This is a genomic window from Pseudomonas sp. ADAK2 (assembly GCF_012935755.1).
In the GTDB taxonomy this organism is placed as follows: domain Bacteria; phylum Pseudomonadota; class Gammaproteobacteria; order Pseudomonadales; family Pseudomonadaceae; genus Aquipseudomonas.
The window spans coordinates 7,062,635-7,077,651 of the sequence record NZ_CP052862.1; the positions used below are offsets into that span (position 1 = coordinate 7,062,635).

Annotated in this window: 13 protein-coding genes and 2 pseudogenes; 5 read left to right on the forward strand and 10 right to left on the reverse strand. The window is 58.2% G+C overall.

Annotated elements, in window-relative coordinates:
• Positions 1-22: 22 nt before the first annotated feature.
• Positions 23-580, reverse strand: coding sequence for an ATP-dependent Clp protease proteolytic subunit (locus HKK52_RS32240; protein ID WP_169374108.1), 558 nt, complete (start codon positions 578-580; stop codon positions 23-25).
• Positions 581-846: 266 nt separating this feature from the next.
• Here HKK52_RS32240 and HKK52_RS32740 point away from each other — a divergent pair.
• Both HKK52_RS32740 and HKK52_RS32250 read left to right on the forward strand, forming a co-directional pair.
• Positions 847-1,008: pseudogene (locus tag HKK52_RS32740) on the forward strand (general stress protein); the annotation flags it as partial.
• Between the two features lie 251 nt (positions 1,009-1,259).
• On the forward strand, positions 1,260-1,871 hold the full coding sequence (locus tag HKK52_RS32250; RefSeq protein ID WP_169374110.1) for a cytochrome d ubiquinol oxidase subunit II: 612 nt from the start codon (positions 1,260-1,262) through the stop codon (positions 1,869-1,871).
• Positions 1,872-1,993: 122 nt separating this feature from the next.
• On the opposite strand, the gene HKK52_RS32255 is transcribed toward HKK52_RS32250, so the two are convergent.
• The 5 genes and pseudogenes from HKK52_RS32255 to HKK52_RS32745 all read right to left on the reverse strand — a co-directional run.
• Complete coding sequence (locus HKK52_RS32255; protein ID WP_169374111.1) at positions 1,994-2,698, reverse strand: helix-turn-helix transcriptional regulator; 705 nt, start codon at positions 2,696-2,698, stop codon at positions 1,994-1,996.
• A 2-nt stretch (positions 2,699-2,700) separates the two neighbouring features.
• Positions 2,701-3,633, reverse strand: a complete 933-nt coding sequence (locus tag HKK52_RS32260) for an NAD(P)-dependent alcohol dehydrogenase (protein WP_169374112.1) — start codon at positions 3,631-3,633, stop codon at positions 2,701-2,703.
• A gap of 132 nt (positions 3,634-3,765) precedes the next feature.
• The gene (locus tag HKK52_RS32265) at positions 3,766-4,179 is read right to left on the reverse strand and encodes a putative quinol monooxygenase (RefSeq protein ID WP_169374113.1); all 414 of its coding nucleotides are present in this window, start codon (positions 4,177-4,179) and stop codon (positions 3,766-3,768) included.
• Positions 4,180-4,318: 139 nt separating this feature from the next.
• Positions 4,319-5,092: a carboxymuconolactone decarboxylase family protein gene (locus HKK52_RS32270; RefSeq protein WP_169374114.1), complete on the reverse strand. Its 774-nt coding sequence runs from the start codon at positions 5,090-5,092 to the stop codon at positions 4,319-4,321.
• A gap of 103 nt (positions 5,093-5,195) precedes the next feature.
• A pseudogene (locus HKK52_RS32745) lies at positions 5,196-5,454 on the reverse strand (aldo/keto reductase); the annotation flags it as partial.
• 194 nt (positions 5,455-5,648) lie between these two features.
• Between HKK52_RS32745 and HKK52_RS32280 the strand changes: the two are divergent.
• From HKK52_RS32280 to HKK52_RS32290, 3 genes are all read left to right on the forward strand, one after another.
• On the forward strand, positions 5,649-6,557 hold the full coding sequence (locus HKK52_RS32280) for a LysR family transcriptional regulator (RefSeq protein ID WP_169374115.1): 909 nt from the start codon (positions 5,649-5,651) through the stop codon (positions 6,555-6,557).
• A gap of 351 nt (positions 6,558-6,908) precedes the next feature.
• Positions 6,909-8,315 carry a GABA permease gene (gene gabP, locus HKK52_RS32285; RefSeq protein WP_169374116.1) on the forward strand — a complete coding sequence of 469 codons (1,407 nt, stop codon included), beginning with the start codon at positions 6,909-6,911 and terminating at the stop codon, positions 8,313-8,315.
• A gap of 106 nt (positions 8,316-8,421) precedes the next feature.
• Positions 8,422-9,513, forward strand: a complete 1,092-nt coding sequence (locus HKK52_RS32290; protein ID WP_169374117.1) for a GlxA family transcriptional regulator — start codon at positions 8,422-8,424, stop codon at positions 9,511-9,513.
• 180 nt (positions 9,514-9,693) lie between these two features.
• Here HKK52_RS32290 and tssA read toward each other — a convergent pair whose 3' ends face one another.
• The 4 genes from tssA to tagF form a co-directional block, all read right to left on the reverse strand.
• Positions 9,694-10,791 (reverse strand): type VI secretion system protein TssA, encoded by a 1,098-nt coding sequence (gene tssA / locus HKK52_RS32295; RefSeq protein ID WP_169374118.1) that lies wholly within the window; start codon positions 10,789-10,791, stop codon positions 9,694-9,696.
• Positions 10,792-10,885: 94 nt separating this feature from the next.
• Positions 10,886-11,404, reverse strand: coding sequence for an Hcp family type VI secretion system effector (locus tag HKK52_RS32300; protein WP_059404755.1), 519 nt, complete (start codon positions 11,402-11,404; stop codon positions 10,886-10,888).
• A gap of 165 nt (positions 11,405-11,569) precedes the next feature.
• Positions 11,570-14,065: a type VI secretion system membrane subunit TssM gene (gene tssM / locus HKK52_RS32305; RefSeq protein ID WP_169374119.1), complete on the reverse strand. Its 2,496-nt coding sequence runs from the start codon at positions 14,063-14,065 to the stop codon at positions 11,570-11,572.
• Positions 14,062-14,988 carry a type VI secretion system-associated protein TagF gene (gene tagF / locus HKK52_RS32310; RefSeq protein ID WP_169374120.1) on the reverse strand — a complete coding sequence of 309 codons (927 nt, stop codon included), beginning with the start codon at positions 14,986-14,988 and terminating at the stop codon, positions 14,062-14,064. Before tagF ends, tssM begins: the two co-directional genes overlap by 4 nt.
• Between the last annotated feature and the right edge of the window lie 29 nt (positions 14,989-15,017).

Consider the following 15,017-nt stretch of genomic DNA (forward strand, 5'->3'; position numbering starts at 1 on the left):
CCTCCGCTAAAAACACGCTTATTTAGTTGCCGCTGATTTTCCAGTGTTTGACATCTTCAGCGAACACCATCTGCTTCATCTCATGAGCAATCCCGTAGGCCAAGGATTCGTGCGCGGCAATGACTTTTTCTTCCGCCGACAAGCAATGAAAAATGTCGAGCTTGGTCGCCGCCTCGGCGGTTTCGAGCATGAATATCTGGACGTAGCGCGCCAAGTCGTTGTCGAGACTCGACAGGTATTCGCGCAGGCGCTGATGGTCGACTGATTTTTGGCTGAAGTACCAATTCATCGGGTGAATCAGGAAGCGTGAGTGGGGCGATGTGATACGGCGACCTGCTGCCAAAAACATAATGATGCCCATTGATTCGATGTTGCCCGCGTTGATCGCGCACAGCGGCACCGGCAATGACTTCAGGAACGTGTAGAGGGTGAAGCCAAAGTTGGTACTGCCGCCGCTTGTAGAAAGATTGAGGAGCAACGAGGTGGCGCCTTGATCGATGGCTTCCAGGCAGGAGTCCCGAAAGCGTTCAGTCGTTCCCTGATCGATCTGGCAATGAAAATGCACGATGTGTTCTGTCATCACTTGACCTCCTGTTTGTGATGCGGGGGAGGGGGCTTCTACGAGTTATTAAGTCTAGTAAATATCGAACATTTGGCATGCAAACGGGTGTAAGGCCCCGTCGATGAACGGTGACGTGCCGTCAGTCGAATACGCTTGTTTCCAATGGAACCATCTGCGCGAATCCACTCGTCGCGAGCTCCCGGTTTTTATTCAAACTTTCTGTTTTGTGCGTCCTCCGAATTAGACGAGCCCTTGCTCGTGCCAACGATGTAGAGGTGAACGAAATGGCCAATACAGGAAACGATAAGCCAGGCAATTTTTCTACTGATCGGGACAAGGCTTCAGAAGCCGGTAAGAAAGGTGGAGGCGCTTCCGGCGGAAATTTTGCCAACGACCCACAACGCGCATCTGAAGCAGGCCAAAAAGGTGGTCAAGCTTCCGGCGGACAACAATCGCGCGATAGCGACCGCATGTCCGGAGGCGGACAGGGTACGAATCGCGGAGGGGAATTTGCCGACGATAAAGAAAACATGTCCAAACCAGGCCAGAAAGGTGGCCAGGCTTCAGGCGGACAACAGTCCAACAAGCCTGATCAATCGTCCGGCGGTGGACGCGGCAGCAATCTTTCCGATGACAAATCATCTGAATCGGGACGCAAAGACGGCGGGATGAGCGGAGGTGGAGGACGCAAACCCTGATGCCCGCTGACATCATCAAGCCCCGAACCTTTCGGGGCTTGATTCGTAAAGCAGGGCAGTACGGCGGGAACGGCTGGGAATGGTCGGGACTGTTTCCGCTCTATTGTGGCGCGGTGCTCGTCGTGGGCTATATGTGGTTGGGCGCGTGCTGGCTGTATTGGCGCACTGTAGACGATCTGCAACGTCGGTCAGGTCGACAGGCCAGGGCGTTGGTCATCGTGACCATGATGCTTTTGGCCGTTTTGGTAATCTGGACAGCGAGGCTGGATGCTCAATATGCGCAACGGCTTTCCAATCGACTGATCTGGTTGCCGGCGGCAATACTGCTGACTGCAGTGCTGGTCAGTTTCGCCTTGGGCTTTCGAAGCCGCCGGCATTATCTGCCGCTCTTTGCAGCACTGGGGATTTTTATCTTGGCGTTCGCCCTGATGGTCGCAGCGCTCTTTCCGTTGATTGTCCCGCCTAATCTGACCTTGCAAAAAGCTGCTTCAAGTCCCACCAGTCAGATCTTCATGTTGGTCGGTTTCGCCGTGCTGATCCCGGTGACGCTCATCTATAACACCTACGGCTTCAGAGTCTTCAGCGGAAAGGTTCGCGTCGTTCATGATTGAGTGCAGCATCTCAATGCAGGCCAGCCCAATACCGGTGTACAGCGCCTTGCGCGCCTAGCACCGGATCCTGGTCGGATGCATGCTGAACAGGGCCTGATCTACCCTACAAAAGCTTTACTTCATCAACATGTTTCGCCTTCGCTGTTGCACGGCCGCACCTCCAGGGCGCGCCACTCCTTGACGAGCTGGCGGCGGTGGCGAGGGTAGCGTTCGGCAAGTACCTGGGCGCTCGCAATGTCATCCATCGCGATCACCCGGAACCTACTGTCCAACTCGCACCAGGCTGCGATGAACCGCTTGGACTCGATGAAGCCCAGCTTGATCGGCCAGACCACCTGCTCGTCCAGCGGCGTGTGTTCGATCGACAGGGTTATGCGCAGCTTGCGCTGCTCCCGAAGCGCCCTGCGTATTTCGCTCAGGTCGAGCGCCATCGCGCTCTTCAGCGGATGGCCCACGTAGATCGTGTCGTCGTCCAGGGCCGATTGCATGTCGGGCGGAAGAACGGCATTGATCTTGGCCAGCGCATTCGTCACGGCGAGGGTGAGCGGATCGTCGGCTTGTCGCCTCACCCATTGGGCGCCGATTGCCAGCGCATGCAGTTCCTCTTCGGTGAAGGACAGCGGGGGAAGCAGGAATCCTGGCCGCAGAACATAGCCGACACCGGGCTCTCCCTCGATGTCGGCGCCCATGCCCTGCAGTGTTGCGACGTCACGGCGGATAGTGCGCAGGGACACTCCCAACTCATGCGCAAGGGCTTTGCCTGACACCGTCCTGCGGTGTCGGCGAAGTGCTTGCATCAAGTCGAACAATCGATGACTTCGGGTCATTGCTACTCCATCGCCACGATGCCTTTACCGCCGAGCTTGCGGCCGTTTTCAAGCTCGGTGATCAGTGGGACTGCGGCGCTCAGGGAAACGATTTCTCCAATCGGAAGACTGAACGTGTTTTCCCGCGCGGCGTCCGCAAGCTTCTCGAGAATATCGGCGCGCGGCGAGCCGATGACAGGCTTCAGCCGTCGATCGAAGATCGCCCGGATGAACTTGCCCGGGCCGGGGTTCAGGTCCAGGTACACGCCGCCTCGGCGCAGCATGGCCATCCCCGCAGACACTGTCATTGTAGCGGCGGTGTCGTAGACCACGTCGAAGCGGGTGGTGATCGTCGACAGGTCCATCGTGCGGTAATCATGGACGGTCTGCACGCCGAGTGATTTGGCTCGGTCCATGTCCCTGGCGCTACAGCTGCCGGAGACGACGGCGCCGAAAAGTCGGGCGACTTGTACTGCGGCTTCGCCGACCGCCCCGGCACATCCGTTGATGAAGACATGCTGACCTGCTTGCAGCTTCGCCTTGTCGATCAGCCCGTTCCATGCGGTGATGCCTGGGGTGCCCAGACATGCCGCGTCCTCGAAGGAAACGCTGTCGGGTTTCTTGGCCAGGAATGCCTCCTTCGTCACCACGGCCTGGCCGAGCGCGCCACTCTCCTTGAAGCGGGCGAGGCCGAAGACGGCGTCGCCGGTCTGCAGTCGCGTGACACCGGCGCCGACGGCCGTAACGATGCCGGAGAAATCCATGCCCATCGCGCGGGGGAACGTCCTGCCAGTCACGATCTTCATCTGTCCGCCGCGCAGCTTCCAGTCGATCGGATTGATTGCTGCGAACTTCACCCGTACGGCCACCTCACCGTTGCCAGGTGGACGTAATTCGAAGTCTTCGACCCGCATCACTTCCGGGCCACCATAGTTGTTGTACTGAATGCGTTTCATGAGTGCAGCCACCTGAGGTCTTTCTGTCCGAGGAACTCAGCCTATAACGCAGTGGTGCCAATTCCTGGCACCATTCATGCGGCTCGCTCTGTGTGGCTTGCTGTTCGGAACAGTTGCCCGGCTGATCGAGGGTCAGTCAGGCGGCTGTCCTTTGGCGCTGAGCTGGACGGGCAGTGTCTCGATCAGTTTGCGTGAGAGAATCATTGGTTGTGTGAGCGCAACATATTGCTTGAAGTGCGGCGATTCGATGTGTGCACGATAGGCATCCTCGCTAGCGTAAATCTCGAAGAAACGCAGATTATTGGGTTTGTCCTTCTCCGCGACCGAGTAGATGGCGAGCACGCCGGGCTCGGTACGGATGGATTCTTCCATCTCCTCTTTGACGGCCACCTTGTAGGCTTCAAGCTGGGCCGGATCGATCACCAATTCCGCAATGCGTACGACGGTCTTGGCTGCTTCCTGTGCCTGTGCCGTACCTGTACCGAGGCCACATACCGTGCCCGCGATAAATACTGCCGTCAGTAGTCGATTTCCGTTATTCGCCATGGGATGTTTCCTGGGTCATGGGGTGAAAGTGGTTCGCATGTCGATGGCTTTATCGGGGCCGACTCGATTCTGGTTCCGAATTCGTCGCTGTCCGGGGCATCATGGGGCAATTGTCCTGGGGCATTTGCCACGACCGTCATCAGCTGCGTCGTTGTTCGAAAACGCCCTTGGCCACGGGCAGGGCAGACATGGCGTTCGGCCAGCCGGCGTAGAAGGCCAGGTGGGTGATGACTTCGCTGGCCTGTTCTTCTGTCAGGCCGCTGTCCATTGCACGGTTGAGATGGTAGGTGATCTGCTCGACCTGGCCGGTGGAGATCAGGGCGGCGACAGTGATGAGGCTGCGGTCGCGAGGCTTGAGATCGGGACGTAGCCAGAGATCACGGAAGAGGTAATCCGTGGTGTACTGCACGAGGCCCGGCGCCACGCTGTTGAACTGCTCGGCGACCCGTGCTGCGCGCTGGGCTTCGGCCTGTTCATCGAGAGGCAAAGAGGCCGGGCGAATGGCAGCCAGCTGATCCGCTTTGATGCCGTGCTTGGCGAACACCTGGCCGACAGGCCCCACTGCGGCCATGGCTTTGCCCCATCCTGAGTAATAGGCGAGGTGGGTGATGGTCTCTGATATCTCGGCCGGTTTTACGCCGGATTCGATCGCCAAATCGGCATACTGCGTCAGCTCCAGCGTTTCGCCGCGCGCGATCAGCGCGGCGATGGTCACCAGGCTGCGGTCGCGGCGGCTCAGGCCGGGGCGGTTCCATACGTCGCTGTAAAGACGGTCCTGCGTGTACTGTTCAAGGGCGGGTGCGACCGAGCGAACCTGCTCAAGATGACGTCCTTCATTGTTCGGTTGCCGGGCTTCGGTGCTCGTGGTTGTCATGATGATGGCTCCTGCGATGATGGGGGCGAGGCGCTTCATATCGGTATCTCCTCGGCATGAATGAATGGGTTGCAGCAAAGGCGCGATCACCTTCTAGCCGTGATCGAACTGGCTTTTGGTGGAGGGGGCAGCCCGGCCGCGTCTCGGGCTCCCGCCACCACAGGGCATATTCGCTCTGGACCGCGGCAATGGGATGCACGGCATGGGCACGGCAGATCGTCGTGGCGCTCGCCTCCGACAGCCCAGTGCTTGTTCTTGCCTGCCTGGACCAGATCCTTGATCGTCCCCGCCACGTCCTCGATTGGCACATCAGGATCGGGGCGATGTTGGTAGAGAAGGTCGATATGGCTGGTCTTGAAGCGTTTGAGCGAGCCATCGACGGCCCGGCGGATATGCTCGGGGATGAATCAAGCATAACGATGCATACGCAAGTCAGTTACAGGGGCATGTAGGATGGACTTGTGAGAAAAATTCAGGATCAGCCGTAAAAAGCAGGCCAGGACCTGAATGACTATTCAACCCATGGCCGCGCTTGCGCGATAAATGACACCCTGTGGCAAGGTAGGTCTCGTTAAACCAAGAGGTCGTATTCGACATGCAGACCAGTCGCGCCGATGTAGCCGATCTGATTTATTTCCTGGCCATTGCGCGCCAGCGTAGCTTCAGCCGCGCCGCGGTGGAGATCGGCGTAAGTGCATCGGCGCTGAGCCATGCGTTGAAGGGCCTGGAGAGTCGGCTTGGGGTCCGGCTGCTCAACCGCACCACGAAAAGCGTGACCTTGACCGCAGCTGGCGAAGCGCTTGCCCAATCGATCGGTGATCCTTTTGAGGCGATCGATACCGCACTGGACACGCTGAATCGGTTCCGAGATACACCCAGTGGCAGGGTCAGGATCAATGCTGCCGTCGAGGCGGCAAATCTTTTACTGGCTCCTATTATTCCGGCTTTCATGGATCGGTATCCCGATGTTGAGCTCGATATCGTTGCCAGTAATCGTTTGGTGGATATGACCGACGCCGGCTTCGATGCCGGGATCCGGTACGGTGGTACCGTCCCCGAGGACATGGTGAGCCGGCGCCTCTCGGCTGATATTCGCTGGGTTGTTGCAGCGGCGCCGAGTTACCTGGAGCGGTTCGGTACGCCCGAACATCCGGATGACCTGTTGAATCACCGATGCATCAGCAACCGTCTTGGCGATGATCGGGTTTATCGGTGGGAACTGGTGCGCAATGGTGAGGCATTCCAGATCACCGTACCAACATCCGTCACGGTCGACCAAGCTGAGACGGGCCTCATTGCGGTGCTCGGTGGTGCTGGCTTGATGTATTTCCCGGAACCTCTTGTTGAGCCTTATGTGAAGGACGGACGGCTCCGCCTGGTGCTTACGGAATGGGCCCCGCTGGAAGATGGTTTTCATATCTACTATTCGAGCCGACGGCAACTGCCAACGGGGTTGCGCTTACTTATAGAGTTCATCCGAGAAGTCCGGCCCTTGGGCTTGTAACCTGACTGGTCGGAATGTGCAGCCCGTAAGGTTGTCGCACAAGCGCAAGTTCGATGGCGCTCGCGCGATCACCTGAGCGTGGATAGCCAACCTTCTTCCATCAAAGAACATACGCTCTGGAGTATGTCGAAATCAGGCTTGCACATGGCGCGCTCAGGCTACTCGCATGGAAGACTGGACGCGTAAGGTTGCGTGTCATTTCAAGTCAGTGTGCGGTTGCGATGACAGAGGGGGAATGCTCCAAAGCGCTGAGGTAGGCGCTTTCGATCAGGGGCAACAGGGATAAATGATGATCGCCTGCCCCTTCAGTCAACACGCTCTAATGTCGATCAACAGAGATCAAAAAAAACAATGAATAGCCTGAACTCTAAAGATTCGAACGGTCAGTTGGCACAGGGTTTCAAGCCACGACACGTCACCATGCTTTCCATCGCAGGGATTATCGGCGCAGGTTTGTTCGTTGGGTCGGGACATGCCATCGCTGCTGCTGGTCCGGCGGTATTGCTGGCTTATCTTTGTTCCGGCCTGTTGGTCGTATTGGTCATGCGCATGCTGGGTGAAATGGCGGTGGCCAACCCCGACACCGGTTCCTTCTCAACCTATGCCGATCAGGCGATCGGGCGTTGGGCCGGCTTCACCATTGGCTGGCTCTACTGGTGGTTTTGGGTGTTGGTGATTCCGATCGAGGCGCTCGCGGCCGGGCATGTCATGAATCAATGGTTTCCCCAAATCGACTCCTGGCTCTTTGCCTTGTTGTCCATCGTCCTGTTGGTGGTGACCAACCTGTTCAGTGTTTCCAAATACGGCGAGTTCGAATTCTGGTTTGCGATGGCCAAGGTCGTGGCGATCATCGGGTTTATCGGCCTTGGTTTTGCGGTGCTGATGGGGTGGATTCCCGAGCGGGAAGCCAGCGGGTTGAGTCGACTCATGGAGGAACATGGCGGGTTTGCGCCCAACGGCTTGTCAGCGGTGGTAGGCGCGTTCATCACCATCATGTTCAGCTTCATCGGGACAGAAGCGGTGACTATTGCCGCCGCCGAATCCAGCAACCCCGCGCAGAATATCGCCAAAGCCACGCGCTCGGTGATCTGGCGCATCGGAGTGTTCTATTTGCTGTCCATCTTCGTGGTCATTTCCGTGGTGCCCTGGAATGATCCGTTGCTGGCGTCGGTGGGCTCTTATCAGCGGGCACTGGAGCTGATGAACGTTCCGCATGCCAAGTTGCTGGTGGATATGGTGGTGTTGATTGCCGTGGCCAGCTGCATGAACTCGTCGATCTATATTTCCTCGCGCATGTTGTTTTCCTTGGGCAAGCGCGGTGATGCTCCGAAGCCGCTGAGGGTAACGTCGTCGGCGGGCGTGCCGAGGGCTGCGGTGATTGCCAGCACCGTACTGGGTGCCGGTGTGACCTTGTTCAGCTACTTCATGCCCGCTGGTTTATTCCAGTTTCTGCTCGCCAGTTCCGGCGCCATTGCGTTGCTGGTGTACCTGGTGATCGCCGTTTCGCAATTGCGCATGCGTGGGATTCTGCGTCGGCAGAACGTCACGCTGACCTTTAAGATGTGGTTGTTTCCATGGCTCACCTGGTTGGTCATCGCCTTCATCTGCGCGGCGTTGGCGGTGATGATGGTGACGCCAGAGCACCGTCTGGAGGTGTCTTCAACCATCGGCCTGGCGCTGGTGATTTCCTTTATCGGCCTTGTGACCACGCGTCACCATGGGCGATCGCAGAGGGCGGTATCGGCGCAACGTGCCTAGTCGCCAGCACAAACGTGCTTGCGGTCTCATCAGAGCATGAGCCGCCGCGGGCGGTTAAAGCGGCCTGCGCGGCAAGTCCTGACCGTTCGCTGCGAGAGTAACTTCGATGGCATATGACATCTCCAAGCCCGCGCCCACGCAAACCATTGGTTTTTTGCTGCTGGACCAATTCACTCTGATCTCTCTGGCGTCTGCTGTAGAGCCTCTACGAATGGCCAATCAGTTGACAGGTCGGGAGCTGTATCGTTGGCAAACTTTCAGTTTGGGGGGCGAGCGAGTATGGGCAAGCGACGGGATGCCGATCACTCCGGACTCGTCAATCAATAACGCATCGATCCTTGATACTGTCATCGTCTGCGGTGGCACTGGTATTCAAAGCGCGGTGACCCGGGAGCACATCACTTGGTTGCGTGTCCAAGCGCGGCGTTCGAAACGGATCGGGGGCGTGTGTACAGGCAGTTGGGCGTTGGCCCAGGCAGGCTTGCTTGATGGTTTCGATTGCAGCGTGCACTGGGAATTTCTGGCTGCCATGCAGGAAGCTTTTCCGCGAGTGAATCTCAGCCCCAGTCTGTTCACCCTCGACCGAGACCGTGTCACCAGCTCGGGTGGAACCGCGCCAATGGACATGATGCTGCATCTGATCAGTCGCGATTATGGGCATGAGTTGGCAGCCGCCATCTCCGAAATGTTCGTCTACGAACGAATCCGCAATGAGCAGGATCACCAGCGAGTACCCCTCAAGCACATGCTGGGTACACATCAACCGAAGTTGCAGGAAATCGTCGCGCTAATGGAAGCGAATCTGGAAGAACCTATAGATCTCGACGACCTGGCCAATTATGCCGACTTGTCCCGTCGACAGCTCGAGCGGTTATTCCAGAAGTACCTACATACTTCGCCTTCGCGGTATTACCTCAAACTGCGCCTGATCCGCGCGCGTCAGTTGCTCAAGCAAACACCGATCTCCATTGTAGAGTTGTCGGTCGTATGCGGCTTTGTGTCGACGCCACACTTCTCAAAGTGCTACCGCGAATGTTTTGGAATTCCACCCAGCGAAGAGCGCTCGGTAGCGCAAACGCAACCGCGAGTGACAGCACGACCGATCACGCAGTCAATGCCCTCGTCAAGGCCGATGAGTTCGCTGGATCAGGCGCGTGAAGAGTCGACATTCGCAAGTATCAACATTTTGAAACCCTGAGCAGATTGGGTGATGTGGCTCGACCCGGTTCGACAGCTCAAGCAGGGCTGCCTCAAGCGCTAGTTGATGTTCGTTAATCTTTAAGAGCAGGGAAGGGAGGAGGTCTGAGATCGGCACCTATCAATGGCGTTAACAACCCTAAGGTGTTGACGAAAGGCCTCAGGGCGTGAAGGGGGTATGTCAGGACTTCGCTTCCTTGGTCCCCAGCACATCGCGGATGCTGTCCACCACATTGCTGTCTTTGATCACATCGTTCAGCCAGCCCTCGAGCGGCATGTTGCCCCATTTGATCGCGCGTTCGATCAGATAAGGGACGGGGCTTTGGGGCTCGGTCTGTTTGAAGAACTGGGCGATGCCCGCCAGCAGGGTGAACGCTTCATCGCGGGTCTGCGGGGTGGTTCGAAGCGGTGTGCTTGAAAGACTTTGTTCAGGCTGGGTCATTGCGGAACCTGCGGGTTGTTCGCCAGTGCTTTCAGGGACGGCCGGAGCCGGCGCGACAGGGGCCGGGGTCAGTTCGATGCCCCGGTCCTTGAGCAGTTTTTCCGCCAGTTGTCCTGCGCGGAACAGAATGTCATTGAGCCCAGAAAAGCTCGGCGCTTCAGGGCCAAAGAGCCTGTCCGCGGTGCTCTGAAGCTGCTGGCAGGCTTTCAGGCAGGCGGCTATCTCGCCGGCCTTGAGGCGCAGATGATCCGAGTCGGTCAGCACCACCGAACGCTGGAAGACTTCCGCGTTGATCTTGCCTTCGTCGAGGGCGGCCCGCATCGCCTGAGGGTTTTGCAGCGCCAGGTTTTCGATGTGCCGGGATTCGTCATAGCGAAGCAGGCCGTAATATTGCCCCTGGGTGATCGGCAATGCGCCGACGATGTCCGCCAGCGAGGTTTTCATCCACGCCAGGCGTGCGGCACGTTCATCGACGCCGTCCTCCAAGGAGGGAAACAGATCCGCCCAGAAGGTTTGCAGAATGCGCTCGGCCAGCGTCAGGCCGAAGGTAATACCAACAAAATGGTACTTGTGCGCCAGGCCTTCACTGAGCCAGGCGACCAGCATCAAGTCTTTGCTCTGTCGAGCCAGGCCTTGTGCCGCCAAGGTAATGGTCAGATCCCAATCGGAAGCCTTGAGATCGGTTTGCCAGTCACCCTGGGTAAGGTAATCGGGGTCTGCTCGACGAGCTTCCTTCACCTGATCGAACAAGGTGGAAAAGCTCAAGTCTTCACCGCTCCCCTCATTGATGGGCGCTGTCAGTTCGGCCAGCGAAAGGTCGTTGAGAAATTCAGACATAGGCAACTCTGATCAAAATAAAAGAACACCGCGCCTGTTTGGCAAGCACGGTGCTGAATACGGACCGCGTGCGCGGTCCGCTATCGCTACGGGCTTAAGCGAAAACTTTGTTCGCCGTGCGATCCCAACCACCGGTGACGTTACCGCCACCCTGGCCATCGGCACGGCTTTGTTGGGTGTAGGTAGTCTTGATGCGCGCGAAGTTGAAGCTGATTTCTTCGATCGGCAGATCGCTGACCGCTTTGTCTTCACCGCCCTGACTGCCGCCAGCAACGGCCTTGACGGAGGAGACCACGACTTCTTCCAGGTTGATGGTCAGGTAAGTGACCTTGTCACCGCCCGCGCGGTTGACGTTCAGCTGGATCTTGGCGATGTGGGTGCCTTTGCAGCAGGCTTCGAACAGCTTGGCAGAAGCCTTGTCAACGGCTTTGCGGATGCTGAAATCGCTCAACGACACACGCTCCGACGAAGCACCGCCCGAGGAGCTTGCAGTTGCGGAAGTCGCCTGAGTTGCGCCGTACTCGTAGCCCAGCACTTCGATCCAGTCCTTGTGCTTGTCGTCGAGCACTTCACCTGGAATGCCTTCGATCTGAATGTATGCGTCAAATGCCATTTTTCATTTCTCCTTACCTTCATTTAAAGGGCTGTAACAACCTGCGGACAGATCACGAACCCTTCGTTTTTAACCTCTTTGAACGATCAAGAGAGGTGTCTTACCGGCCTGGGCCGAACTTCAAGCGGGCCCAGGCGGCGGTTTCCCTTCAGAAGCGCGGCCGTCTCAGTTGAGCGCCCGTACTTCGATTTCCACGCGCCGGTTAGGTTCCAGGCACTGAATAAGTTGGGCTCTTGGTTGCTGCGTGTTGCATTTGACCAAGGGCTTGGTGCTGCCTTCGCCGACGGCTTCCACCAGTTCACCCGGCACGCCTTTGCCCACCAGGTAGGTCTTGATGGTTTGTGCGCGCTGCCGGGAAACCTGCAGGTTGCCCTGTGGGTCGCCCAGTTGATCGGCGTGCCCGGAGATGATGATTTTGCCGATGTCAGGCGTGTTCAACAGCTTGCCGGCGATAGCGCTCAACTGGCCCTGACCTTCGGTTTTCAGGCTCTGGAAGTCGGCACGGCCAAAGGCGAACAAGGTGTCCGATTCCAGGGTGATGGTCTCGATCGAGCGCAAGGATTGCGTGAGCAAACTGTTGATGTAGTTACGCGAACTGGAGGTCAGGAACGCGTTATCGAGGATCCGAGGCACGTCTTCCTCGTGGATCTGGTCGCTGTAGAAATTGATCTGCCGGCTGGCAAACTCGTAATCCTGATTCGAGGCCGAACCGTCATTCGAAGCACCGATGGTTTTACCGGTCTGGCGGGCAATCGCCGGGTACCAGTAATCTGGCATTTTCGCTTTCAGGATCGCCGGATCAGCCTTTTCGCGCTGGGCACGCGAGAGCATGACGTAGGTGTCCAGCGTGGTCTTGCCGAACGCCGCGATGGACTGTGCCCGGTTGTCGCCAGGCAGCGCCTTGGGTTCGACACTGTCCACGCCGGTCACGGGCAGCAGTTCGTTGCTGTTGCGCTGATACACCTTGAGGGTGGTCAACAGGTACAGCGAGCGGGTCAGGTTGTCGGCGGTCGGCTTGAGCATCACGCTTTCCAGCCGGCTGAAATACTGACTGCGCACCAGCGGCTCGACTTTGTAGCCTTGGTAAAGCCCCAGGCGCATGCGCATCGGCACACCTTCATCGTGGTGCTGCGCGTAGTAATGGGCGGTCCAGAAGCGCATGCGATCCAGCGTTTGCCAGTCGGTGTATTGCCCTGTCGCCGAAGCGTCGGCTTTGGCCGCCTGGGCCAGTTCCGTGGAAATAGTCTGCACGGTGTTTTTGTTGTTCACATAGGACCAGCCCAGCAAGCTGCACAGCAGCACCGCGACCAGCCCGGCACCACCAATCCACGCCGCCTTGCGCCGACGTTCGCGATGGTTGGTGGTGTACAGCGCCACCAGATGCTGGTCGGGAATGATGACTTTGCGGAACAGGCTGTTGATGAACAGCGGACGCGGTTGCGCATCGCCGCCGGCGATCTCTTGATCACTGTCCAGTGAGAAACGCTCGGTGACCTGGCGCGTGTGCCCACCCATTTCCGGCTGGTCGGCGTCGAGAGCACTGGTGAAATAGAAGCCGCGCAGCAGTTCGGCCTTTTGGTACGGGTTGGCGCGCAACAGCGCATCGACGAACAACTGCAGTCTCGGCTTCAGCGCCGCCAGTTCCAGCGGAAAGCGATATACCGCTGAATCCTGGCGGGTGATCTGAATGTCCTGCATGACCAGTTGTTGACTCGCCACTTGCTGCCAATAGCTGACCAACTCGTCCATCGCCACGCCGAATTGCCGGCCCCAGTCGGCCTGTTCGTACCCCTTATGGGAAAACGTCTTGCCCATGACTTCGCCGCGGGCAACGTCATCCAGTTGGCGATAGAACGGGGCAAAACCCGGCACCAGGTCACACTTGGTGAACACCAGATAGACCGGCAGGCGCACTTCCAGCAGCGCATGGGTTTCCTGGATGCGTTCGCGCAGCCGCTTGGCAATACGCTCCTGGTCTTCGAGCGACGTTTGCAGAATGTCGTGAATGCTGACGGTAACGATCAAGCCGTTGAGCGGCCGACGCTGGCGGTGCTGACGCAACAGTTGCAGGAAGGCCCGCCATTTGCCGGCCTCTTCCTGGTTGTTCATGTAGCGACCGGCGGTATCCAGCAGGACGGCTTCGGAACTGAAAAACCAGTCGCAGTTGCGGGTGCCGCCCAGGCCGGCGACACGCGCACCTTCACGCTCCGCATACGGGAAGTTGAGGCCCGATTGATAGAGCATTGTACTTTTGCCGGCAGCCGGCTGGCCGATCACCAGGTACCAGGGCAGGGCATACAGCGCATCCTTGGGATTGCTGCCCCGCGGCTTGTTGTTGTGCAGCCGCTCGATGCTCTGCAACAGGCGCTCGCGCAACAGGCTGACTTCTTCGCGGTCCGCCGGGCTGGCGTTGAGCACCGCTTGATCGGCGTCGTCGCGCAGCAGCCCTTCAAGGTTGTGGTGACGCGACACGCCCCGATAAAGCAGCAGCACGTAACCAGCCGAGAGCAGCAGGAACACGCCGATGCCGGTCAGCAGGCTGTTCAGCGAGCTGAAGTCAAACGCACGACCAATGCTCCACACCACGAAAATGGTGAGGAAAAAGCAAACCCCCAGAATGTAGGGTTGGAAGCGCAAGAAGTAATACTTGATCTTGTTCATACGGACTTCAAATCCAGCGCGTCGACAAAACGGTCGATAACGTCATCAAGAGGGCGGTCGATTTCGGGAAAGGCGTGTTTCGGGTGGTGCTCATCAAATGCATCGAATGACGCCAGCACGTCATGGCTCTGCAAGCGGTTTGCGCTACCGGTCAGCACACGATAGGCATCGCTGTTGTTTCGTGACGGGAAGCAGATCAGCCGGGGGCGCATAAAGTCGTCTGCCAACAGACTGACCTGCGGCACGCCGCTGCCGGCGGTCATTCGCGCCAACCAGGTGATCCACAAATCGGCGGTCGGATTTTTCAAACCTCTTTCCGCCGGCAAGGGCAGGGAAATCCCCATCGGCGTTGGCTGATGCAGATGGCTTTTGAACGCCAGCAGCCGGGTTAGTACGGCATTGGTGACAAATTCCGGGTAGGCGCCTTCCAGCGCGGTGGCAATGTCGCGCAGGTTGAAGTTCACCAGGAACTTGTCATGCACGCGCCGGAACAACTCGAAATCCTGACCTTGCAACGGGCGCAAGGCCTTGATTCGGTCGAACAGCACGGACGTACTTTCGCCCTGGGCGGCCATGTGCAGCAACGGCCTGATCTGCCCGCTGAACAGTTCGCTCAGGGTGAAAGGATTGACCAACGTCCCGGAGTCGCTGGCTTTGACCGTTTGAAAAATGAAAAACGGATAACGCCGCTGGCTGGAATCCCTCGAGCTGATCAAGCCGCCGACCAGCCAGTTGCCACTGCGTGCGCGGTAGCTGAAAAAGCACACCGGTAACGTGTCGAACAACTCTCGCCAGTCCTCAAGAGGCTGCAGGGCGGCCAATGCGCCTTGCAGCCAGGCATCGAACTCGCAGACGTCGTCGGCTGCACCGTGCAGGCTGACGAAGTCCGGGCTCGCGGGCACTTTTCCGAAACAGCCAATCATTGGCCGTGTCCCTGATTCAAGGCGAGCGT